The organism is Marinobacter nauticus ATCC 49840, assembly GCF_000284615.1.
Classification (GTDB): Bacteria; Pseudomonadota; Gammaproteobacteria; order Pseudomonadales; family Oleiphilaceae; genus Marinobacter; species Marinobacter nauticus.
In genome coordinates this window covers 3,703,695-3,726,354 of record NC_017067.1, presented here as the reverse complement: position 1 = coordinate 3,726,354, position 22,660 = coordinate 3,703,695, and the positions used below count along the sequence as shown (strand labels likewise).

General features: G+C 58.7%; 21 protein-coding genes. 13 read left to right on the top strand and 8 right to left on the bottom strand.

All coding sequences use genetic code 11. The annotated features are described in order from the left end of the window. Window positions 1-22: 22 nt before the first annotated feature. Entirely contained in the window at window positions 23-1,432 is a 1,410-nt protein-coding gene (locus MARHY_RS17185) for an SPFH domain-containing protein (protein WP_014422946.1), read from the bottom strand. Window positions 1,433-1,633: 201 nt separating this feature from the next. Between MARHY_RS17185 and MARHY_RS17180 the strand changes: the two genes are divergently transcribed. From MARHY_RS17180 to MARHY_RS17170, 3 genes are all read left to right on the top strand, one after another. Continuing rightward, complete coding sequence (locus MARHY_RS17180) at window positions 1,634-2,953, top strand: glycerophosphodiester phosphodiesterase family protein (RefSeq protein ID WP_014422945.1); 1,320 nt, start codon at window positions 1,634-1,636, stop codon at window positions 2,951-2,953. Window positions 2,954-3,041: 88 nt separating this feature from the next. Then, window positions 3,042-3,479, top strand: a complete 438-nt coding sequence (locus tag MARHY_RS17175; protein WP_014422944.1) for a YtoQ family protein — start codon at window positions 3,042-3,044, stop codon at window positions 3,477-3,479. A 51-nt stretch (window positions 3,480-3,530) separates the two neighbouring features. Then, window positions 3,531-4,418, top strand: a complete 888-nt coding sequence (locus MARHY_RS17170) for a DNA ligase (RefSeq protein ID WP_014422943.1) — start codon at window positions 3,531-3,533, stop codon at window positions 4,416-4,418. A gap of 1 nt (window position 4,419) precedes the next feature. Here MARHY_RS17170 and MARHY_RS17165 read toward each other — a convergent pair whose 3' ends face one another. After that, window positions 4,420-5,019 (bottom strand): ATP-dependent zinc protease family protein, encoded by a 600-nt coding sequence (locus MARHY_RS17165; protein ID WP_011787101.1) that lies wholly within the window; start codon window positions 5,017-5,019, stop codon window positions 4,420-4,422. 204 nt (window positions 5,020-5,223) lie between these two features. Here MARHY_RS17165 and MARHY_RS17160 point away from each other — a divergent pair, with 204 nt between their 5' ends. The 3 genes from MARHY_RS17160 (at window position 5,224) to MARHY_RS17150 (ending at window position 7,133) form a co-directional block, all read left to right on the top strand. Continuing rightward, window positions 5,224-6,141 carry an esterase/lipase family protein gene (locus tag MARHY_RS17160; RefSeq protein WP_226374357.1) on the top strand — a complete coding sequence of 306 codons (918 nt, stop codon included), beginning with the start codon at window positions 5,224-5,226 and terminating at the stop codon, window positions 6,139-6,141. Then, window positions 6,138-6,434: a hypothetical protein gene (locus MARHY_RS17155; protein WP_014422941.1), complete on the top strand. Its 297-nt coding sequence runs from the start codon at window positions 6,138-6,140 to the stop codon at window positions 6,432-6,434. Before MARHY_RS17160 ends, MARHY_RS17155 begins: the two co-directional genes overlap by 4 nt. Window positions 6,435-6,554: 120 nt before the next feature. After that, window positions 6,555-7,133, top strand: coding sequence for an outer membrane beta-barrel protein (locus MARHY_RS17150; RefSeq protein ID WP_011787098.1), 579 nt, complete (start codon window positions 6,555-6,557; stop codon window positions 7,131-7,133). Between the two features lie 72 nt (window positions 7,134-7,205). Here MARHY_RS17150 and cysK read toward each other — a convergent pair whose 3' ends face one another. Both cysK and MARHY_RS17140 read right to left on the bottom strand, forming a co-directional pair. Then, window positions 7,206-8,177, bottom strand: a complete 972-nt coding sequence (cysK, locus tag MARHY_RS17145) for a cysteine synthase A (RefSeq protein ID WP_041655161.1) — start codon at window positions 8,175-8,177, stop codon at window positions 7,206-7,208. A 16-nt stretch (window positions 8,178-8,193) separates the two neighbouring features. Then, window positions 8,194-11,070 (bottom strand): transporter substrate-binding domain-containing diguanylate cyclase, encoded by a 2,877-nt coding sequence (locus MARHY_RS17140; RefSeq protein WP_014422939.1) that lies wholly within the window; start codon window positions 11,068-11,070, stop codon window positions 8,194-8,196. A gap of 181 nt (window positions 11,071-11,251) precedes the next feature. Here MARHY_RS17140 and MARHY_RS17135 point away from each other — a divergent pair, with 181 nt between their 5' ends. Continuing rightward, window positions 11,252-12,031 carry an ATP-binding protein gene (locus tag MARHY_RS17135; RefSeq protein ID WP_014422938.1) on the top strand — a complete coding sequence of 260 codons (780 nt, stop codon included), beginning with the start codon at window positions 11,252-11,254 and terminating at the stop codon, window positions 12,029-12,031. A 4-nt stretch (window positions 12,032-12,035) separates the two neighbouring features. Here the strand turns inward: MARHY_RS17135 and MARHY_RS17130 are convergent, their stop codons facing one another. From MARHY_RS17130 to pdsR, 3 genes are read right to left on the bottom strand one after another with little or no spacing between them, the layout of a single operon-like run. Then, complete coding sequence (locus MARHY_RS17130) at window positions 12,036-13,343, bottom strand: DUF3422 family protein (RefSeq protein ID WP_014422937.1); 1,308 nt, start codon at window positions 13,341-13,343, stop codon at window positions 12,036-12,038. After that, window positions 13,340-15,376: a proteobacterial dedicated sortase system histidine kinase gene (pdsS, locus tag MARHY_RS17125; protein WP_014422936.1), complete on the bottom strand. Its 2,037-nt coding sequence runs from the start codon at window positions 15,374-15,376 to the stop codon at window positions 13,340-13,342. Before pdsS ends, MARHY_RS17130 begins: the two co-directional genes overlap by 4 nt. 3 nt (window positions 15,377-15,379) lie before the next feature. Continuing rightward, complete coding sequence (gene pdsR / locus MARHY_RS17120) at window positions 15,380-16,081, bottom strand: proteobacterial dedicated sortase system response regulator (protein WP_014422935.1); 702 nt, start codon at window positions 16,079-16,081, stop codon at window positions 15,380-15,382. Between the two features lie 189 nt (window positions 16,082-16,270). Between pdsR and MARHY_RS17115 the strand changes: the two genes are divergently transcribed. The 5 genes from MARHY_RS17115 (at window position 16,271) to MARHY_RS17095 (ending at window position 20,479) form a co-directional block, all read left to right on the top strand. Continuing rightward, a complete protein-coding gene (locus MARHY_RS17115) occupies window positions 16,271-18,409 on the top strand; it encodes a marine proteobacterial sortase target protein (RefSeq protein WP_014422934.1) in 2,139 nt (712 codons plus the stop codon). Then, window positions 18,406-18,993 carry a class GN sortase gene (locus MARHY_RS17110; protein ID WP_011787090.1) on the top strand — a complete coding sequence of 196 codons (588 nt, stop codon included), beginning with the start codon at window positions 18,406-18,408 and terminating at the stop codon, window positions 18,991-18,993. Before MARHY_RS17115 ends, MARHY_RS17110 begins: the two co-directional genes overlap by 4 nt. A gap of 49 nt (window positions 18,994-19,042) precedes the next feature. Continuing rightward, a complete protein-coding gene (locus MARHY_RS17105; RefSeq protein ID WP_011787089.1) occupies window positions 19,043-19,762 on the top strand; it encodes a lysophospholipid acyltransferase family protein in 720 nt (239 codons plus the stop codon). A 71-nt stretch (window positions 19,763-19,833) separates the two neighbouring features. Beyond that, complete coding sequence (locus MARHY_RS17100; protein WP_011787088.1) at window positions 19,834-20,076, top strand: GlsB/YeaQ/YmgE family stress response membrane protein; 243 nt, start codon at window positions 19,834-19,836, stop codon at window positions 20,074-20,076. Between the two features lies 1 nt (window position 20,077). Continuing rightward, window positions 20,078-20,479, top strand: coding sequence for an MAPEG family protein (locus tag MARHY_RS17095; RefSeq protein ID WP_014422932.1), 402 nt, complete (start codon window positions 20,078-20,080; stop codon window positions 20,477-20,479). Window positions 20,480-20,536: 57 nt separating this feature from the next. Here MARHY_RS17095 and MARHY_RS17090 read toward each other — a convergent pair whose 3' ends face one another. Then, window positions 20,537-20,977, bottom strand: coding sequence for an OmpA family protein (locus MARHY_RS17090; RefSeq protein ID WP_011787086.1), 441 nt, complete (start codon window positions 20,975-20,977; stop codon window positions 20,537-20,539). Window positions 20,978-21,202: 225 nt separating this feature from the next. Here MARHY_RS17090 and MARHY_RS17085 point away from each other — a divergent pair, with 225 nt between their 5' ends. Then, window positions 21,203-22,654, top strand: a complete 1,452-nt coding sequence (locus tag MARHY_RS17085; RefSeq protein WP_014422931.1) for a rhomboid family intramembrane serine protease — start codon at window positions 21,203-21,205, stop codon at window positions 22,652-22,654. Window positions 22,655-22,660: the final 6 nt, after the last annotated feature.

The following is a 22,660-nucleotide window of genomic DNA, read 5'->3' as shown; positions in this document are numbered from 1 at the left end:
CCCCGGTATCAATGCGTTGGCTTTACTGAGGGATGGTCTGTCCTGAAGACCGGCGCAACTGCTCCATAGCGCCAAGACTGGTAAATACTTCCAGGCTACTGACCGGGCTGGCGCCTGCGTCGGCCCCGACATAGTAGTCCGGCATATCGATGGTTACGTCCTTCAGGGCCGGGTACATTACCTGAGCGATATCGCGCTGGATTTCGGCCATGTAGATATCCCGGGCGGCCTGTTTGGCCAGCAGGTGTGCCTTGGCGACTTCGGCTTCCGCCAGGCCTTGCTCCCGAATGGCTTTTGCAGCGTAGGTGGCGGCTTCGGCATTGGCTTTTTGGATGTCTCTCTCAGCAACCGAGATTTCCAGCTGCTTCTGTTTCTCCAGCACGGCTACGGCCTTTTCTTTCTCTTTGCGGACGGTTTCCAGTTCTGCCTGCTGACGCTCCATTTCCACTTCTTTCTGCTTGGAAATAATGGCCAGTTCTTTGCTGCGCTGGGCGTCCTGGATGGCCCGGGCCTTCTCGATCTCTTTTTCCAGCTGCGCGGTTTTGGCTTCGGCGCGGGCGGTTTCCTGGGCCTGGATCGCGGTAATCCGCTTGGCGACCAGGTCCTTCTTTTTCACCAGCAGCTCATCCAGTCGCTTCTCGGGCAGCGGACGACCAATGGTCACCTGGCGTACCTGAATGCCATAAGCATCCAGCGGGTTGGCAATGCGCTTGGCTTGGCCGGCGCTGTCCTGCAGGATGATGTTCTTCCAGACCAGCTGCACTTTCCGCTCCAGCCGGTCGCCGTCGTCGTTGGTTGAAGATACGGCAGCCAGGTCGGTCTGCTCCACTTCCACCTGCTGTCGCTCGGTTTCGTAAAGGCCATTCTGCAACTGGTCTTCCAGTTGAACCTTGAACTTGTTCAGACCACCCTGGAAGAACTCTTCGCCGGTGTACTGGGTGGCGGTCACTACGGTCACGTTCTTGGCGTTCTTGATCAGCAGGGAATCGATCAGGTTGTCGTAGCTGCGGAACTCACGATGCATAGCCACAATTTTTGCGGGATCTGCTGACAGTCGGAACCGGAAAGTAGCCGGAATCCGGGCGGTGTAGGTGTCAGCGAATTGCACTTCCACTTCGCCGAGCTGGCGGGTGGATTTGATCTTTTCACCGCTCTCCTGGTTACCGAAACTCAGGGTCATGGCCTGATTGTAGGTATAAACGTTTGAGAAGAACGGTACCTTGAAGTGCAGGCCGGGCTCGGTGAACACGCGGATGGTGCCAAACAGGGTGTCCTGAACCACATAGGTGTAGCCCAGCTCCGTGGTAAAAAAGGATGACATGGCCAGGAAGACCGCGAACAGCGAGCTTGCGATGGCCAACAGATATTTTTTCAGATTATTCAGAACAGCAGAGAGCAGTTTCTCTGTCCGTGAGGTTACCGGGGCGTCCATTCGATACTCCAGATGGGTTCTTGGGGCGGCCGAATGTACCGGAATGTCGTAAATAGTGTGTAGGAAGATCAGTCAGATCCTTGTAGGAAAAGTCTGCATATGAAGAGAAGTTGATCGGCTGGTCAAAAAAACGTCATGCGGTGGTCATGGCTCTTGTGAACACTGACGCTGCAGTATCATTCATTTCACAAGGAGCAGGTTATGAAGTTACGCGTTATCGCAAGTGTGGTGTTGAGTACTCTGATGGCCGGAGCCGCCAATGCCACACCAGGCTGGCATGATGAACGTCAGTGGATGCCGCCTGGGCTGGAAAAGGCATGGCACGATCACCGGGGGCATAAGGGTTGGCACAAGTATCAGGGCAAGCCATCGGTTCAGGTGGGCGCGAGGCCGTACTGGTTGGTTGAGGATATGGATGACGGCCCGCTCAAGGAACGTCTCAAGAGCTGTGACGTGCGCAACTTCCAGGCTACGGACTTCTCGATTGGCCACCGGGGAGCGCCCCTGCAGTTCCCGGAACATACCCGGGAGTCCTACATCGCCGCCGCCAGGATGGGCGCTGGCATTCTGGAGTGTGATGTTGCTTTCACCAAGGATCGCGAGCTGGTGTGTCGCCACGCCCAGAATGATCTGCACACCACCACCAACATTGTCACCATTCCGGAATTGAACGCGAAGTGTACCCAGCCGTTCGTCCCTGCTGATCCGGCGTCCGGCACTCCGGCCAAGGCTGAATGCCGGACCAGTGACATCACCCTGGCGGAGTTCAAGACCCTCGAGGGTAAGATGGACGCCTACGATCCGATGGCGACCACACCGGAAGAGTATGTCGGCGGCACTGCTGACTGGCGTACCGATCTGTATGCCAGCCGGGGCACCTTGATGACCCACCGCGAGAGTATAGAGCTGTTCAAGTCACTTGGCGCCAAGTTCACTCCGGAGCTTAAAACGCCAGTGGTCGATATGCCGTTTGAAGGCGAGTACAGCCAGCGGGACTACGCCCGTCAGATGATTCAGGATTACATCGACGCTGGCATTAACCCGAAAGATGTGTGGCCGCAATCGTTTAATCTGGACGACGTACTCTTCTGGGTGAATGAAATGCCGCGCTTTGGTGAACAGGCAGTGTTTCTGGATCAGTCGCCGATCACGCCGGATACAGAGTCTCTGGCGCACATGGAAAGCCTGAAGTCCCGGGGCGTGAACATTCTGGCGCCAGCGCTCTGGAAAATGCTGGCGCTGGATAGTTATGGCGAGATTGAACCGTCTGAGTATGCCCGCAATGCCCGCATGGCTGGTCTTGATCTGATCGCCTGGACCGTGGAGCGTAGTGGTCCCCTGGCAAATGGCGGTGGCTGGTATTACCAGACAGTTTCGGATGCCATCAATAACGACGGCGATGTCATGAATGTGATTGATGTGCTGGCTCGGGAGGTGGGCGTCATTGGTGTATTCTCGGACTGGCCGGCCACGACCACCTATTACGCCAACTGCATGATGAACCCGAAAGGGCGCCGTTAGCGGGAGCTGTAACACCTGTCTGATGCCTACATTAAAGCCGGCCTGTAGGTTAGACTGGCCGGCTTTAAACTGGCGTAAGGAGCCCAACATGATCTGGACCGTATACCTTTCTGGCGAAATTCACACCGACTGGCGCGAGCAGATTGCTGCGGGTGCCGAGGCGGCCGGCCTGCCGGTAGAGTTCACGTCTGCCAATACCGATCACGAATCCAGTGATGCCGCAGGTGACTTCCTGGGCAAGCCGGAGAACAATTTCTGGCGTGACCACCAGTCGTCCAAGGTAAACGCCATCCGCACCAAAACCCTGCTTGAGCAGTGTGATCTGGCGGTCATCCGCTTTGGCGACAAGTACAAGCAGTGGAACGCGGCCTTCGACGCCGGTTATTGTGCGGCCATGGGCACGCCATACATTACCCTGCATGACGAAGACATTGTGCATCCGCTCAAAGAAGTGGACGCCGCCGCCATGGCATGGGCTCAAACGCCGGAACAGGTGGTAGAGCTGCTGAAGTATGTAACGGCTTAAGAGCCGAAATATCGGAATTCTGTAAACAGGGACGTAACAGGGCAAAGGACTATGCCACTCTGCAATACCACCCGTGTCAGGGCGATGCCTCTGGCATTCAGTTTTATTGTTGTATCAATCTTCCTTTCAGCGTTTGGGCACGCCAGTGGCCGGCCGCCGGCTCTTCCGCTCGCCAATGTCTACCATCCCGGGGTCAATCTGGAAGAGTACTGGGTCAGTGAAAAGCTGGACGGTGTCCGGGTATTCTGGGATGGCGAGACGCTCTGGTCTCGGGGCGGGTACAGGTATAGCGCACCGGCCTGGTTTACCCGTCAGTTTCCCGCTCAACCGCTGGATGGCGAACTCTGGAGCGGTCGTGGCCGTTTTGCGGAACTATCTGGCGTAGTCCGCAAAGTTCAGCCAGTAGGCCAGGAATGGCGTCAGGTGCGCTTCTACGTCTTTGATTTGCCCGAGCCAGATCGGCCTTTTGAGCAACGCTATAGACGCTTGCAACAGCTGGTGACCGCAGCAGATTCGCGTTATCTGGTACTGGTGGAACAGCGGGTAGTTGCCAGCCACGATGAGCTGATGGCCCGGCTTGAGCAAACGGTCGCGGCCGGTGGTGAGGGACTGATGCTGAAACGCCGCAAAAGTTGGTATCAGGCGGGCCGTTCAGATGACCTGCTCAAGGTGAAAAAACATCAGGATGCGGAAGCCACAGTGGTTGCTCATCTTCCCGGCAAGGGCAAGTATGAGGGATTATTGGGGGCACTGGAGGTAGAGCTGGAAAGTGGTCGCCGGTTCCGGCTTGGCACCGGGTTTACCGATGAGGAGCGGCACAATCCGCCTGCTATTGGCGCCCGGGTTACTTTTCGCTATCGCGGCCTCACGGCTACAGGCTTACCCCGGTTCGCCAGCTTTCTAAGAATTCGTAATGACGAACCGGAGATTATCGAATAGTTCAGCCTGCCAGAGCCTTCTTACTCTCGGCGAGTTCCTCGAGGGTGCTGTATTCACACTCGTTTTCAACGATAAAGCTGCGGCCTGAGTCGATCAGGATGTTGTCATCGCGCATGAAGCGACGGCCCAGCAGCACCGGATAAGAGAACTTGCCCCGATCCGTCAGTGAAAACTGGGTTTCATGGGTTTTGCCGCCAATACAGAAGTCCATTTTTATCACGTATCGGCGTTGTGACGGCGCGCCCTTGCGCTTGATCAGAACGGTCCGGTATACCGGCCGTTCGAATTCGAGAATCACTTCTTCGTGATCAATATCCCCTTCACTGGGCTGGTCTTTGTGGTCGCCCAGTGGAAGTTGGAACCGGACCCACTCTTCATTGTCCTTCTCGAACGGTTCAACATTGACCGCATGCAGAGAGGAGGTCTTGGCACCGGTGTCGAGACGGGCTTTCAGGCGTATGCCGGTTTCGCCCATTACCACCCATTCCACAAACCCCATAACCTCGGGTTCCGGTGTGGCCTCTTCTGTGCTTTCGGCCGATGCCGGAAGCGCGGAAAAAATCAGGCTTGTCAGAGTGAGTAAGAGAACAGCAGATCGCATTAGATGCTTCCTTGTATTTTCCCGGTTAAACGACAAATACGGTTCGAAAGCGTATCAGGATTCCCTCTCTGTCGCCCTTGCCGGCAGATTAAACTTCCTTGAGCCGAAGCGTTGGCAGCCATTCGCCCGTGAGCCGTATTCTGGCCCGATTATCGCCATAGCCATTGTCCCTGGCAGGCGTACACTGGAGTTATCAACAGGAGAATGATGATGGCACCTCAGGTCTCAACCGGGCGAATCCAGCAACAGGTAGCGGCCATCGCCAGTGGTTTTCTTGGCGACTGGCTGGAGCATCGTGGCAATGGTCTTGCCGTTCCTATGTCCGTATTTGCCGGAGATACAGAGCTGCAGGTAGAGAAACCGGAACCCGAGGTGCCCGGCCGTACCCTGTGCCTGTCGATCCACGGCCTCATGGAACTGGAGTCGGTATGGGATTTTCCCTCGCGACCGGGTTACCACTATGGCAGCTACCTTGCGGAACAGCTTGGCGATGCCAGCGCCCTGAAACTGCGTTTCAACACCGGTCGGCCGATTTATCGTAACGGTCAGGAGCTGGCGGCCCTGCTTGAATCCCTGGTCAGTAACTGGCCCGTTCCGGTGCAGCGGTTGATCCTGATCGGGCACAGCATGGGCGGATTGCTGATTCGAAGTGCCTGCCACTATGGTCTGGTGAATGGGCACTCCTGGGTCACACGGAACCCGGATTGCGTGTACATCGGTTCGCCACACGATGGCTCCTGGCTGGCGGTTGGTGCCCACCGGGCGGCCGGCTGGTTAAACCGGAGATCCCGGGACTATCTAAGGGTGATTGGTGAAGTGATCGACCTGCGTAGCGAGGGTATCCGTAACCTGTCCCGGGGCGATGTCCTGGAACCCGGTGTGGAGCCTCAGCCACTGTTACCGGAGGCCCGGCATTATGTGATCAGTGGCTTGCTCCTGCGCGGTCAACAACACCCTGTGAACCTGCTCTTTGGTGACGCCTTGGTGCAGCAGGCCAGTGCTGAAGGCGCTGGCCAATCCGGCTGGCAGCTGGCGGGCTGTGCGAATTTTCCGGGTGTGGATCATATCCGCCTGGCTCACCATACATCGGTGTGCCAGCAACTGGAGGACTGGTTGGTATGAACAAGGGTAATGGCGACATGCACTGGTGGCTGGACCTGGTAGATCTGCTCGCTCACGGGGTGCAACACGGCGCGGTGAAACTGCAGCGGGTTCATTTGTCGGTGGCCGAAGAAAGCTTTCGGATACTGGAAGCTGTGCCGGTTACCCGGCCCGGAGCGAGAGTGGTTCGGGTATGGCACCACGGCATTTCCCGGCTGAGTTATGGCAGTGTGGCGATGGCGGGAGCGGCCGTGACGCGGATTACCGACGGTTATCTGCGGGAACGAGATGACAGGAATGTGAAGAAATCTTAGTCCGGTTTTAACCCGGTACCCCTGAATTCTTCTGTAGGCTGGTTTTACGCAATCGGGAAACAGGATTTCCGATTGATCGTTTCGACGAATGGAAAACCCAACCACAGAGGAAAACGCGTTATGAGCTACAAAGCTGGATTTGCGTGTGCAACTGTTCTGACTGCTGCCGTCTTCACTGCCCCTGCTGTCTGGGCTCAGGATAATGTCAGCCGCGACAAGTCAGGACCGTACATCAGTGGTAGTTACGGGGGATACAAGGCCCACGGTGGCGAATTCGAGGACGAGAACGATCTGCTTGGCGCGGCTCTGGGCTATCAGTTCAACGAATTCTTTGCCCTTGAAGCCGAATACATCGATTTTGGCAATTTCGGCGATGATGACGTGGAAGGTAAGCTTAAAGGCGCGGGCCTGAGTGCCATCGGTCGCCTGCCACTGACCGACAGCTTTGGCGTTTATGCCAAGGCCGGTGCGTTTGCTTCCGCGTTTGATGTTGAAGCCTTCGATGAGGACGAAACCTACGATGAGGTGAATCCTTTTGTCGGTGCCGGTGTCGACTTCCGGGTAACCGAACAGCTGACGGCGTTTGCTGAGTACAACCGCTACAATGTGGACATCGATGAAGACGACTTCAACGGCCAGGTAACCAACGACGGTCCGGATTTCGATACCGGTCGGGTTGGTCTGAAATTCCAGTTCTGACACTGACGTCAGTCGTTAAAAAAAGCGCAGCCCGTAGAGGCTGCGCTTTTTTGTATTCAGGCACGGTGAGAATTACTGCTGATTCTCAAGCTCGCCAAAGGTATCGGCAAACAGGGCCGACGAGAGGTAACGCTCGGCCGAATCCGGCAATACCACCACAATGTTCTTGCCCTGGTGTTCCGGCTGTTTGCTGACCCGAATCGCGGCCACCACCGCAGCCCCGCAGGAAATACCGCACAGAATGCCTTCTTCCCGCATCAGGCGATGGGCCATGGCCATGGCGTCCTCGTTGGACACGGCCTCTACCTGATCGACCAGGTCAAGGTCGAGGTTCTTGGGTACAAAGCCGGCCCCGAGACCCTGAATCTTGTGGGGGGAGGGTTTGATCTCGTCGCCCCGCAGTGTCTGGGCAATGACCGGTGAATCCGCCGGCTCCACCGCCACGCTGGTAATCGCTTTGCCCCGGGTTTGCTTGATGTATCGGGATACGCCGGTCAGCGTGCCGCCGGTACCAACGCCGGCAACAAAGATATCCACTTCACCGTCGGTATCGTCCCAGATTTCCGGGCCGGTGGTGTCCTCGTGAATCTTCGGGTTAGCGGGATTCTGGAACTGCTGCGGCAGGAAGTGGTTGTCCGGGTCGGAGGCAAAAATCTCCTCGGCCTTGGCGATGGCGCCCGGCATACCCTTGGCGGGTTCGGTGAGTACCAGTTCGGCTCCCAGGGCCTTGAGAACCTTACGCCGCTCCAGGCTCATGGAGGCCGGCATGGTAAGAATCAGCTTGTAACCGCGGGCAGCGGCAACATAGGCCAGGGCAATGCCAGTGTTACCACTGGTGGGCTCGACAATAGTCATGCCGGGTTTCAGGGTACCGCGTTTTTCGGCATCCCAGATCATGGCGGAACCAATCCGGCATTTGACCGAGTAGGCCGGGTTCCGGCCTTCGATCTTGGCCCAGATCGTTGCGCCATCGTTTACCCGGTTCAGCTTCACCAGCGGTGTGTTGCCGATGGAAAGGGAATTGTCGTTATAGATACGTGCCATGTTCTGCTCCTGTTCCTTATGTCTTGCGTCCGGTCTGTCTTGCTTCCAGGCGGTTTCGACCATTGCCCTTGGCGGCGTAGAGCGCCTGATCGGCCTGCCTCAGATACTCTGCCGGTGAGCCGGTCGGCTCGGGCACGCCATAGGCGAGGCCAATACTGACCGTCAGCTCGATCGGGCTACCCTGGCAGGTATCGCACTGCCGGTTGGCAACCGCTGTCCGGAAACGTTCCAGTCGGTCCATGATATCGGATGCGTCTTCGTAACTGGTGAAAATTATGAATTCCTCACCACCAAAACGCGACAACCGGTCGGTTTCCCGGCGGAAGTGCTCCCGCATCACATCAGCCAGTGCCTGAAGGCACTGGTCACCGGCTTCATGGCCCCAGGTGTCGTTGATTTTCTTGAAGTGGTCGGCATCCACCATGGCCACCGCGAAGCCGGCTTTATGGCGCTGGCACCACTGGAAGCTGCGGGGAAACTCGCGGTCGAAATAGCTGCGATTACCCAGTTGAGTGAGATTGTCGGTTACGCTCAGCCGTGATAATGCTTCGTTGGCCTCGGCCAGCTCCCGGTTCAGGCGGCCGAGCTTGCGATTCCAGTACACCAGCAGAGCCGTTATCACAAGGCCGGCAATCAGAATCTGCCAGAAACGGGTGTAATCAACCCGTTCCTCAATCCGGAGATTACGCCAGGTACTCTCCAGGTTTTCCCTCTCCTCTCGAGTGAGGCTGGAAACCAGCCGCTGCATGATGTTGTGCAGTATAGGCTCGTCATTTCGAGTAGCAATGGCCAGAGACCAGTCGGCAGGAACCCGGCCGATCACTTTCAGGTCGGCCAGGCCGAGTGACTGCATGTAATAACTGGCGGTCGCCAGCGTGGTGATGTAGCCGGCCAGTTTGCCGTTTTGCAGCTGCCGTAATCCTTCTTGCTCGGAGGCAACCGGAACGAGCCGCAGCGAGGGGTAACGTTGCTTGAGGAGCTCGGCAAACGCGTAGCCGTCGACCACGCCAACGGGCCTGTCGCCCATGTCACTCAGCCGTTCGATAAATGGTGCCTCAATACGCCCCATGATGACATTAGGCACTTCAAGGTAGGGTGTGGTGAAGTTCATGTAGCTGGTGCGTTCCGGGGTTTCCATAGCCATAGGGAACATGTCACAGTGGCGGTCGCGGGCGGTGTCAATGGACTCCCGCCAGCTGTCGGTTGGCACCAGCTCGAAATTGAGGTCACCCCGTTCCCGGAATAGCTCCAGTACCTGGGATGAGAGTCCAACATGCTGGCCATTCTCGACGGCTTCCAGCGGGCTCCAGTCTGGATCGACACAAATACGGACTCTGCGATTATGCTGTTGCAGCCAGTCGGCTTCCGTTTCATTCCACTCAATTCGGCCACCTGACTGGTCAGCCCGGCGGGCCGTGGCGCCGAGCCAGCGGGTTTCGATGGTTCTCTGCTCGGTGGGTGAGATCGACGCCAGAGCCTGGTTCAGGATATCCGCCAGGGGCGACAGGGTCGGTCGGATGCCGAAGCGCAGATCCTCTCCGGTAAAACCGGGAAGTACCAGTTCGCCGGCAATACGCACGCCGCTGATGCCAAGTTCATGTATCCAGTAATTGCCCGAATGCAGAGCATTGATCACTACATCCACGTCGCCCTTCGCCAAGGCGTGGAACATAGGCTCCTGGGTGCTGAAGGTGAGCAGATTTTTTGTGCCCAGAATCTCTTTGACGGCCTCTTCGTAATAGATGCCGGCACCGATGGCCAGGCGGTAATTTCTCAGGTCTTCCAGCCGGGTGTAGTTCAGGCTGTCACTGCGGGTAAATATGACATTGGGGATAGTGTGATAGGGCTCGGTGAAACGGGCAAAGGCTTCCCGTTCCGGGCGATAGGACATGTTTGCCATGATATCGATATCGCCGTTCTGCAGCATTGGAATCAGCTCGTCCCACTGGCCGCGTACCGGAATGATCTGCAGGCCGGTAAGGTCGGCCAGACGATCCATAACGTCCACGCTCAGTCCCAGGGTTCGGCCGCCATCGGTAAAGCTGAACGGAGCATAATCGTCCATGAAACCAACTCGAACCGGCCCGAGGCTGGCCAGGAACCGTAGTTGTTCGGAACTTAAAGGCAGCCTGGCGGATTGTTCTGAAGAATAGCCACCGAACTCCTGCCAGCGTTCGCGCAGATTACTCAGGCGGTTTGTCGGAATGGCATCCAGCCCGGCCTGTAAGCGGTCGAGGAGTAGCCGGTCGCCAACTCTGACGCCAATTCGAAAGTCTTCCCGCGATAACTGGTCCAGAGGTGCGGGCCCGGCCATCTCCAGAAAACGGAAGCCGGCCTGGTTGGCCAGGTACTCCATGGTCAGGCGTGGGCCAACGGCTACATCCACCCAGCCAAAGGCCAGGGCCCGCACCAGGCTGGGCAGGGTGTCGTAGGTCTCTATGGTGAGGTCTTCTTCCTGCAGCCGATCCAGGTAGTATATGTTCTCCACCACTCCGATTTTCAGGCCTGCCAGGTCCTTCAGTTTCTGGATTGGGGGCAGGTAACGAGCGCTGTCGCGCATCAGGTAGACTTCGCGAAAATGGTAGGGTTCGGTAAACAGGATCTTTTCAGCCCGCTCCGGGCGCCAGGAAATACCATCAATGGCGTCCAGATCGCCCCGCAGGAATGCCGCGTAAATGTCTGGCCAGCTGCCGGCCCGGAAATCGAAGGTCAGGTTGGCGTTACGAGCGACTTCTCGCAGGACGTCAATGGAAAATCCCGTTGGAGTGCGCCCTTCGAAAAAAGTGTATGGCTCGTTGTCGGCGACTACGCCGATGGTAATCACCGGAGGCCTGTCCTCAGGGGACTCTGCCCGGGCGAGCCCGGCAACAACCAACGACAATAGCAGAGCCATGAAAGATAGCCGGGAGACGACTAAGATCGGGCGCTGTAGCGTTGAAAACGTGGGGAATGTCAAAATGAACCTTCTATGTTGCTTACCGCTACAGTGTAGTTGCAAATCGTAACCTCTGACAGCCATAGCTGGCCAGAATTCATACAGACTTTGTGAAATCTTCAACGAGGAACCGCAGCCCATGGCAGAACAGGCGTTTGATTGGCAACACACACCAGCCGCCGTCTGGCGGAGGCATCGTTCAGGCTTGCGGGCCATTCGCCGGCTGGACCCGGTGCAGTGGCCGGCGCTGACCGGCATCGACCACCAGAAGCAGGCGTTGGCAAGGAACACCGAACGTTTTCTGGCGGGTGAGCCCTCCAATAATGCGCTGCTCTGGGGATCGCGGGGGACGGGCAAATCTTCGCTGATCAAGGCCCTTCTGAACCGCTATTGCGATCAGGGCTTGCGCATGATCGAGGTGGACAAGGACGACCTGGTCAATCTGCCTGAAATTGTCGACGACATCTGCGATCTGCCGTTCCGGTTTGTGATCTATTGCGATGACCTGTCGTTCGATGTGGGGGAATCCGGGTACAAGGCACTGAAAAGCGTGCTGGAAGGCTCACTGGAGCTGCCGCCGGAGAATGTGCGGGTGTATGCCACGTCTAATCGGCGCCACTTGATGCCGGAATTCATGAGCGACAACCTCAAAAGCGAAGTCCGGGATGGCGAACTGCATCCGGCCGAGGCTATTGAGGAGCAGGTGTCGCTGGCCGACAGGTTCGGTCTTCAGTTGTCGTTCTACCCGTTTTCGCAGGATGTCTATCTGCAGGCGGTGGATCTGCTGTTTCCCCAGGTACAGGACCGTGAAGCTCTGCACCTGGAGGCGGTGCGCTTTGCCACCGGCAAGGGCGTGCGCAATGGCCGCACTGCCCAGCAGTTCTATCGCCAGTTCGCCGGGGATCCGCGCTTCTGCTGAACCGCTACTGCCGGCGTGCCATGCGGATGAAACGATGGTGGATGATGCGGATGCCGATGAACACCAGCACCATCACTACCGGTATGGCCAGGGCTGTCACCAGTGATTCGTTGATCGGTAGCCCGGTACCCTTCAGGGCGTCCAGCCCAAGTTTCAACAGGCCAATCAGGTAATAGGAGATGGCCACCACAGAGAAGCCTTCCACGGTATGCTGCATCATCAGCTGGATGCGGGAACGGCGGTCCATGGAACTGAGCAGTTGCTGGTTCTGGCTCTGGATGGCCAGCTCAACCCGGGTGCGCATCATTTCAGAGGCCCGGTCGACCCGGCGTGACAGATCTTCCAGGCGTTCGTTGACGGCTTCGCAGGTTTTTACCGCCGGGGTCAGGCGCCGGGTCATGAATTCAGTGATGGTCAGGTGGCCGGAGACTTCGTCTTCCCGTAGTTCCTCCAGCCGGGTCAGCACCAGCCGGTGATAGGCCCGGGTCGCCGAGAACCGGAAGGTGGTATGGGCACGGTAGGCTTCGATTCGGGCTGCGATGTTGGTCAGTTCGGCCAGAATCTGCTGTTCATCCAGGCTCTCGTTGTCCGCCAGAGACTGGGTAATGCGGGCAAGCTGCTGGTCCATGTCGTTCAGGGAAGGGGTGATTTCCCGGGCCACGGGTAAGGCCAGCAACGACATCAGGCGATAGGTCTCGATTTCCATCAAACGCTGAACCAGTCGACCAAGCTGGCTGTTGGACATATGGTGGTTCAGCACCATGAACCGCCCGAAATTGTCGCTGTGCAACTGGAATGAGCCGAGTACCCGGGCTGCCCCTTCCTGCGGGCTGCTACCCACCAGGCGCATACCTTCAAAATGTTTGCGCATAAAGGCCAGCTCGCTGCGTGCGTCCTCTGAGGAGGCGCGCACCTCAACGTGAAAGGCCCCCACCACGGTACCCTCCAGCTGCGCCAGCCAGCCGTCCGGCAACAGGCTCAAGCCGGTTTCCGCAAACGGATCCGCGTCTGAATCGGCCAGATTGATGAAGGTGTAGGAGGTAAACTCCATATGCACTTCACGCCGGATCCGAAGCTTGCCGAAGCTCTGTTCGTAGCAGCTTACCTCGTGTTCCGGCCAGGGTTCACCCAGCAGCCGGTGCAGTTTCTGGAGATGTTCAAACTGCCGGGTTCGCTGTTCCGGTGTGGTGATCACCGCAATCTGAGTGACCCGGGCATGGGGCGGAATAATCTGGAACGGTCGGGAATGCAGTTCCTGGTACAGATCCGCCCGGAGCGGGTGAAAATCCAGACTGCTGGTGTCGGCACTCACGGTAATGTCCTTGCTTTGGCCTCGGTAGCGGGGATGATAACCCGGAAGCAGACCCCGTCAATGCCACTCTGGTGCTGGTTTCTGGCCTCTACCCGGCCACCATGGTAGTCGGCAATCAGTCGCACGATCAGCAAGCCCTGGCCAAGATGCCCGTCGTGGGCGCCGCTGCGTTGCGAGACGAACGCACCGAAAATATCGACGCCGTCATGGTCAGGCAGTCGGGAGCCTTCGTTAAACACCTCGATCAGGTAATGGCCATCGTGAATGTGCAGGCAAACATCAATGCCGCCGCCTTCTGGCGTGAAATCCCGGGCGTTGTCCACCAGCTTGTCGAGCATCTGCACCAGCATTTCCGGCGAGCCGTTCATCACACAATCAGAAGTAGGGCCTGAATAAACGATTCGATGCCCGGTATCCAACTGTTGGTACGCGGAGGTGGCTTCGGCCAGCACCCGGGCCAGATCGAACGGCTCTTTTTCGGTGTCCTCAAAGCTCTGCTCCAGCCGGGCGGCTTCGCTCATGCTGTGCAGGATACGTCGCAGGCGCTCGGTGGCGGTAGCTGCACGCTCCAGGTATTGCTGCCGTTCGTTCTCGGCGACTCCCTGGGCCAGGTTCTCAAGGGAAGAACGCACCACCGCGACCGGGGTTTTCAGCTCGTGGGAGAGGCGTCTGGAAAAGCTCTCCAGATACTGATTGTAGTTTTGCAGGCGGGCTACCATCTGGGAAAAGTGCTGCTGCAGTTGCCCGAGTTCGTCCCGGCTTCGGGGTGAGGGAATGGCGGCCAGAATGCGACCATCGTCATCGACACTGGCCTCAACCAGTGCCTGCAGCCGCGTAATGCGCCAGGAGAGCCAGCTGGCATAACCCAGCAGCACCAGCATCAATGCCAGAATGATCAACAGGCTCCGGGCCAGAACGCTCCCCAGGGTTGAACCGGACAGGGTCAGTAACTGATCCAGGGACTGCTCCAGTAACAGGATTCGGCCGCCGAACAACTCATGCCGCGTGGCCAGCCAGACCGAGCCATCGTCGTGTCGAACCAGACCGTTGTCGGGCAACCGCGTCATCTCAAGCCGATTGTTTTCCTTCGGCAAGTGCATCGGTTCCGGCTGATACAAGCGAATCAGCCCACTCAGTGCGTTGAGGCTGATCTGTTCCAGAATCTGCCCGGGGGACAAGTCATCAAACACCGAGGCTGGGGCTGGCGCAGCGACCCGACTGTGGGCCAGTATCCAGGACCCCGGTTCCAGTACTGTGGCCTGCTGTCCGGGGCTGATCTGACTCTTCAGCAGGTGCTCCAGACGGTTGTCCTGTTGCACCAGCAGCGGTGGTGGCGCCAGTGTTGTGCCCGTGTTGTTGTTTGGCTGACCTTCCCTGGTGGCCTGAAAGCCAAGCCGGCTGCCTGGTGATGGCAAGGGGAGTTTAAGTTCAAGTTCCCAGCTTGCGCCTTTGTCCTGCCAACTGGCCTGTAGCCGGTGATCTCTGGCTTGTGCCGGCTCAGCCCGGTACACCGGTACGTCACCAGGGGCCACCGCACGGATAAACCAGCGTTGCCCCTGGTTGTGGGTGCCCAGTTCCCGGGCCGGGGCTTGAAGCCATAATTCGAGGCGTTCATGGGCCTGGTCTGGTCGGGCGGGATTATAGAGCGCCAGGCCCTGATCCAGTCGCTGGATCAGCAAATACAGGAACTGGTCATCGTGACTGGCCTGCCAGCGTAACGGGGACGTTGTGCCGGCGGTTTGCCAGGGGGCAGGCTGGTCACCCTCGTCGAATCCGGGCCACTCATGGCCGTAGCCATCAATGGTGATGGCCTGGTCGGTGCTGCCTGCGTAGATGGCGCCCTGGTCGGTGGCGACCGGGGTATCCAGCAGCCGGTCGCCGGCCACGTCTGCCAGACGGGCGCCCTGGGCCTGAAGCTGCTGCAGGGCCTGTTGGCGCAGGGCACTGTCCAGTTCCAGCACAAAGCGTAGCCCTGCCCAGGGAACCAGCAGCATCAGCAAACTGGCCAGCAGCAACTGCCGTTTCAGGCTCAAGACTCAGACCTCACGGGCATTCCAGCGGTAGCCCATGCCATAGGCGGTCTGAATGCCGTCGAACCGGTCATCGAGCTGGCTGAATTTGCGACGGATGCGCTTGATGTGGGACGTCACGGTATTGTCATCGAGCACGGTGCTGGCGGCTTCCATCAGCTGCTCGCGGCTGCGTACATGGCCCGGGTGCTGAACCAGGGCATGCAACATCCAGAATTCAGTTACGGTCAGGTCCACAGGCTGGCCCTGCCAGGCCACGGTCATCCGGTCCACATTCAGGGTCAGCTTGCCCCGCGTGAGGATGTCATCGGGTTTCTGCAGCGCTTCGGCCCAGGCTTCCGCGCGCCGAAGCAGGGCGGTGATGCGCGCCAGCAGGTGTTCCAGACTCATGTCTTTGGTGACGTAATCGTCGGCGCCCAGCCTAAGGCCGTGTACGGAGTCGATGTCGCTGTCGCGTGCCGTCAGGAAAATAATCGGCAGGGTGGCAGACAGGCTGCGCAGATCCTGACACAAGGTAAAGCCCCCCTCGGCTTCCTCGCCCAGCCCGACATCGATAATTGCCAGATCTGGCAGGCTCTGGCGCAGCACCTGCCAGGCCGCCGGCCGGTCGCCATAGGTGGATACCCGGTAACCCCGGCGTTCGAAGGCCGCGCGATAGTTGTCGCGGATGCCGGCTTCATCCTCAATCAGGACGATGTGCTTCTTCATGGTCGGTTCAGTCTGCCTTGTTGACGAAATCGCAGTGCCATTAAATCACGCTGACCATGGCACACAAGCGATGTAGAAGCCATTGCCATAATTCATCATTTTTCATCGTCAGCCTGCCTGTTTCTGCCATCGGGTTGCCCCGTGGTTGAGCTGAAATAGTGGCATCACCATCAAGACAAGGAAAATCCAATGATGCTGCTATCGCTGCTTGCTAACCCGGTCGTTCGGCCGGAATGTCACCATCCCTCCTTAAAACCGTTGCTGTCGACCCGCGCCAGACGAAACATGATCCGCTGCGCCGAGGGCATCAGCCTCTGGCTGGCTATGGTGCTGATGTTGTTTGTGCATCCGTTGTATGCCGAGGCCCGCGCCATGGAATCCGAGCAGCCCGGGCAGCTGTATCTGGTTGATCGCAAAAGTGCATGGCAGGAACCGGCCCTGGTTCTGGACAGCCGGTTTGAAGTGCAGGTGACCGGGTTGCTGGCGCAGACGCACCTGACCCGTACCTTTCGCAACACCAGCGATGTCTGGCAGGAAGGCCTGTTTGTATTCCCGTTACCGGAGCAGGCCAGTGTCTATGGCCTCACCATGACCGTTGGCGAGCGGCGGATTGTGGGCCAGCTACAACCCCGGGCCCAGGCCCGCAAGAACTATGAAAAGGCAAAGCAGGCTGGCCAGAAAGCGGCGACCGTGGAGCAGAACCGGCCTAACCTGTTCACCAGCCGGATTGCCAACATCGCACCGGGCGAGGAAGTGACCGTGGAAGTGCAATATCAGCAACCGGTAAATTATCGTCATGGCGAATTCGAGTTGCGTTTGCCTACCACGCTTACCCCCCGATACATGCCTGGCGCACCTGTTTCTGCGCCCGCCAGTGCCTGGCAATCCGGCTGGTCATTACCCACCACGCAAGTTGCCGATGCCGATGAAATCAGTCCGTTTACGGTGCTTCCTGACGATGTAAACGCCGGCAGTCACCGCGCCACCATTGCCCTGGAGATCGAAGCCGGGTTACCAGTAGATGAGGTGACCAGCCCCAGCCATCCCTTGCAGGTAGAGCTGGAGGGTAGTCGCGCAAAAGTGGCGCCGGAACAGGGGCCGGTATTGATGGACCGGGATGTGATCGTGCGCTGGCGGCCCGCCGGCAGCCAGGCGCCGACGGCGGCGTTGTTCCATCAGCAATGGCGAGGCGAGGATTTTCTGATGGCCATGGTCATGCCGCCGGCGACCACCGGCCAGGTTCTTCGCCGGGAGCTGCTGTTTGTTATTGATACCTCTGGCTCCATGGCCGGGGAGTCTATCCGGCAGGCTCGTTCGGCTTTGTTGCGCGGGCTCGATACTCTGCGCCCCGGAGACCGGTTCAATGTTATCCAGTTCAACAGTCAGGCCCACGCCCTTTATCCGCAACCGGTGCCCGCCAATGGCCACTATCTGGCCCGGGCGCGTCGTTATGTGCAGGATCTGGACGCCGATGGCGGCACGGAAATGGCCGGTGCGCTGTCACTGGCGATGGGAATGGACGGCTCGGAGTCGTCCGGCCATGTGCAGCAGATGGTGTTCATGACGGACGGGGCCGTCGGAAATGAATCGGCCCTGTTCGATCAGATCCGCACCGGGCTTGGAAACCGTCGGCTGTTTACCGTCGCCATTGGTTCTGCTCCAAATATGCATTTTCTCCGGGAAGCCGCGCGCTGGGGCCGGGGCCAGTACACCGCGGTACACAGCGCAGCGGAAGTGGATAAAGCCCTGGGCAAACTGTTTGCCGCCATGGAAGCGCCGGTGATGACCGATGTCGAAGTGCAATGGCCGGGCAACGCCGCGCAACCTGTGCCGGCCAAGCCGGGGGATCTCTTCCATGGCCAGCCTCTGCTGCAGGTGGTTCGTGGCGCACCGGCTGAAGGGGAGCTCACGGTCTCTGGCCGTTTACCCGGTGGCCGGTCGTGGCGCACCAGCCTGGATCTTGCCAGTGCTGCGCCGGGCAAGGGCCTGGACCGACAGTGGGCCCGGGGGCGCATCGATGCAGTGATGGACAGCGCGCGCCTGGCGGGCACTGAGCCCGATGAAGCGGCCATCGTCGAGTTATCACTGAGCCACGGTGTGATGTCGCCGTTCACCAGCTTCGTCGCCATTGAGGAGCGTGTATCCCGACCAGAGGGGGAATCCCTCAATCAGGAGGCCGTGCCCACCTTGCTGCCGGCAGGCAGCCAGCCCGGAATGCTGCGTTACCCGCAAACTGCCACCTTCGGTCCGTTGCTGACCGCCCTGGGGCTGGTGGGGCTGATGTTCTCGCTGGCCATTGTCATGCTCAGCCGGAGGCAGACGCTATGAGCCGGGCGTTGCTATTGTTGGTGGGTTGTTCCGCCACCCTGCTGGTCTTTGGTTTGTGGATTCCGTTCAAGGCACTGGTGGCCCAGGAAATGCTGGAGCTGGCCTGGGCCGAGAGCCAGGCCCGACAGAGCGAGGCAAGGCCCTGGCCCTGGGCCGATACCTGGCCAGTGGCGAAGCTGGATATACCGGAACAAGGCGTGTCCATGATCGTGCTGGAGGGCGTTCATGGTGAAAGCCTTGCGTTTGGTCCGGGGCGGGTGCCCGGTAGTGAAGGCCCCGGTGCGCCGGTGGTGCTCGCGGGCCACCGTGACACCCACTTTCGGCATCTACAGCATCTGGAACCGGGCGATGCGGTCAGGCTGCAGGGCATGGATCGGCAGTGGCGACGTTATCAGGTGACAGCCACCCGGGTGGTGGACAGTTCCCGTGAGTCTCTGGATACCCGGTCTCTGGCCCGGGATACCCTGGTATTGATCACCTGTTACCCGTTTGACAGCCTGGACGCTTCCGGCCCGTTGCGTTATGTGGTGGAGGCAAAGCCGGCTTACGGTATGGAACAAATTGATACTGTCGCCGCTCTGTGATGTTGGCGTACACTTGTGCGCCAAAATGCAGTGAATCGGATCAAACAGAATGTCACAAGTTCGAAAAATCCTGGCCTGGCTCAGCGTTCCTGTCGTATGCCTGGTTATGATGTTGCTCTACCTCTTTCGGCCTTTCAATCCTGACAACAACCGCATCCTGGGCTGGGTTGTGGCCAGAATCGGCCGATGTATTCTGGGAATGAAGCGCCCCCTCTACGGCGCTGAAAACATGCCCAAGGATCGGCCGACCGTGATTATCGCCAATCATCAGCAGAACGATGATCTGTTTGTAATGGGTGATTTGTTACCGCCACGTGGGGTGGCGGTTGGTAAATCTTCACTGGTTTGGGTGCCATTCTTCGGGCAGGTATTCTGGCTGGGAGGCAACATCATCCTGAATCGCGGCCGTGCGGCGAAAGCTGTGGCCACCATGCAGGCCACCAGCGACGCCATTAACCGGGAACGCAAGAGCATCTGGGTGTTTCCGGAGGGAACCCGCAGCCGTGGCCGTGGCCTGGGTAGCTTCAAGAAAGGGGCATTTCACATGGCCGTTGCCGCTGGCGCACCCATCACCATGGTGTGTGCGGGCGAATACCATGGCAAATCCAGAGGCTGGACCGGACGACGGGAGCCTGTGCCTTTGCGGATTCTCCCGCCAGTCGAAACACAGGGCATGACCAGCGAGGACATTCCCGAATTGATGCACCGTTGTCGCCAACAGATGGAAGAGGCCATTGCTGACCTCGCACTTACCCACGGAACTGCTTGAACAGCCAGTGAAAACAGGGCAGTCTTTCGGACGAAACTGACGCTGATTCTGGACATCTGGGGAGTGACATAATGAACCTGATCTGGTTTCTGATCATTGGCGGTCTGGCCGGCTGGCTGGCCGGACTGATCATGAAGGGCAAGGGCTTTGGCGTGTTGGCCAACATTGGTATCGGGATTGTCGGCTCGTTTATTGGCGGCTTCCTGTTTGGCCTGTTGCAGCTGTCGGCCCACGGTGCCATTGGTCGCCTGGTCACCGCAACAGTCGGGGCCGTGCTGCTGCTGGCCATCGTCAACAAGATCAAGAAGGGCTGACATGATCGTACCTGTCACTGCTGTTTTTGCGGCCGTCACCGGCCTGCTGTTGCTGTTGTTGTCGGCTCAGGTGGTCAAGTACCGGCTGAAATACCGCAAGGGCCTGGGCGTCAATGAGGATCCGGAGTTCGAAGCTGCCGTCCGGGCCCACGCCAATCTTGTGGAATACGCACCGCTGGGTTTGATCATGCTCGCCATTGCGGAGCTCAATGGCGTTTCCGGTTCGCTGATCTACTGGACCGGGATGGCGCTGGTGGTGGGCCGCATTCTGCATGCCTGGGGAATGATCAACGGCAAGGGCGGGCCACATTGGGCACGCATGATTGGTATCCTGCTAACCTGGCTGGCGATTCTGGTTGCGGCACTGTTGCTGTTCTGGAACGTCTGGCAGGTTTATGGCTGAAACGGTGTCCAGCCATTGAAGAACGGGGCCTTGGGGCCCCGTTTGTGTTTCTGTCGATTACAGCGCCCGGGCGACGTCCAGGCTCAGGTATTCCAGTTCCACACGCCGGTTGGCGGCGTGGTCCTCCGGCCGGGTCAGCGGGCGATCCGAGCCCCAGGTGGCAAGCAGGATGGACGATTGCGACACGCCTTCCTGAATCAGTAGCCGGGCCACGGCGTTGGCCCTGAGCCGGGCCAGAAACCGGTTGTATTCGGCAGAGCCAAAGTTGTCGGCGTGGCCGTGGATGCGAACCTGCATGCCGGGGTGCCCTTTGATATAGGCCGCGTGCCGCTTGAGCATATCGATATCCGGGGCATCCAGAGTGTGTTTGTTGAAACCGTAGTGGAATCGGGTACGGTGGGGACGGTCGGCGTCAGCCGCCAGTTGCCCGTTAGTGCCCGCGAAGGCCAGGGCGGCCTTGGCCAGCATATCGGGGTTGTCCAGAACAAGTACGGTCATTTGCTGCTTCCTCGAGTCGAGTGCCCGGCGTTTTTTGTTATGTCCCCTTCACTATTGATGTCAGAGGCCATAACGGCAATTGGCGAATGGTCGATAGCCACCCGGGTTCTGTAGCTACCGATTGAATGGCATTTGTGTGACTGTGTGATTACACCGGGAAAAGAAGGCCCCGCTGTGGTAAAAAGCAGCTTTTCAGGGACAGATTATGATGAATTGTGACCGCCCATGCTGATTATTCCTGCCGAGAATGCCGTTAACTGGAAACGCCCGCCCTGGGTAACCCTGGGCCTGATCATGGCCTGTTTGCTGGTGTTTCTGTTCTACCAGGGCGGAGACGACCGCAAGCTCGAAGCCGCACTGGAAGACTATCTGGAGAGCGATCTGCTGGCCCTGGAGGCCCCCGCCTACGAGGACTACCTGCAGCGGGAAATCCAGTTCGAAGGCAACCAGCAACGGGTTCTGGAGTTGCAGGAGTTCCAGCAGCTTCAGGAAAATGAGGAAGAACTCTGGCAGGCGGTGACGCTGCTGCTGGATCGTGAGTTTTACCAGTATCTGCAGCAGAACCGGGATCTGATCTGGGCCCCGGCCGAGCGTAACCTGTGGCTGGAGCAGCGCTCGGCGATCGAGCAACAGTGGATCAGCCGGATGAGCGCCTATCAGCTGGGACTGGTGCCGGCAGAGCTCTCGCTGTACACGCTCATTACCTACCAGTTCCTGCACGGCGGCTGGGGCCACATTATTGGTAACCTGCTGTTCCTGTTCCTGCTGGGTTTTACCGTGGAAAAAGCGCTGGGCCCGGGGCGCTTTCTGGTGGCTTATCTTGTCTGCGGTGCCTTGTCCGGCCTGGTATTCACCGCCTTTTCCATGGGTAGTCAGGTACCTCTGGTGGGCGCCTCCGGCTCCATTTCCGGGTTGATGGGCATGTATGTGGCTATTTACGGGCTGCAGCGCATTCGCTTCTTCTACTTCCTGGGCGTTTATTTCAACTATTTCCGGGCACCGGCGATCGCCATGCTGCCGGTCTGGCTGGGTAAGGAAATCTATGACTACTGGTTTGCCGGTGCCACCGGTATTGCCTATATGGCCCATGCCGGTGGCCTGGCGGCCGGTGCAGGGTTGGTGTGGCTGCTGGGTCAGAGCTGGCTGCAGGTGAAAGAAGAGTTCTTCGAACCGGAGCAGGAAGAACAGGACGAACAGTTCACCAAGGCCTATGGCCAGGCCATGGCCAGCCTTGGCCGCATGGAGTTCGATCTGGCCCGGCGCCAGTTCGAGGCGTTGCGGGAGCGTTATCCGGAACGGCCCGTGCTGCTCGAGCACCTGTATCAACTGGCTAAATTAAGGCCGGACCTGGACAGCTACCGGCTGCGTGCCGAAGAAATGATGGACGATGCCATCGCCCGGCGGCAGCCGGAACAGATGGTGGATGTCTGGCAAGAGTATCTGAGCAAGGGCGAGGCCTATCATCCGTTGGCACCGGAGGCGCACAATCGTGTGCTGTTCGCCAGCCTGAAACGCCATGATTTCAAAGCCGCAGAGAAGGCGTTTGAACGCCTGCGAGCCAAGGCCGAACCGGACATGGTGAACGAAGCCTGCCGGCTTCTGGTGGCGGAGTTCGAGAAACTGCAGATGGAGCCGAAAGCACGCCATTACCGGCAGTTGTTGGAGGTTCACGGCTGAGGCGTG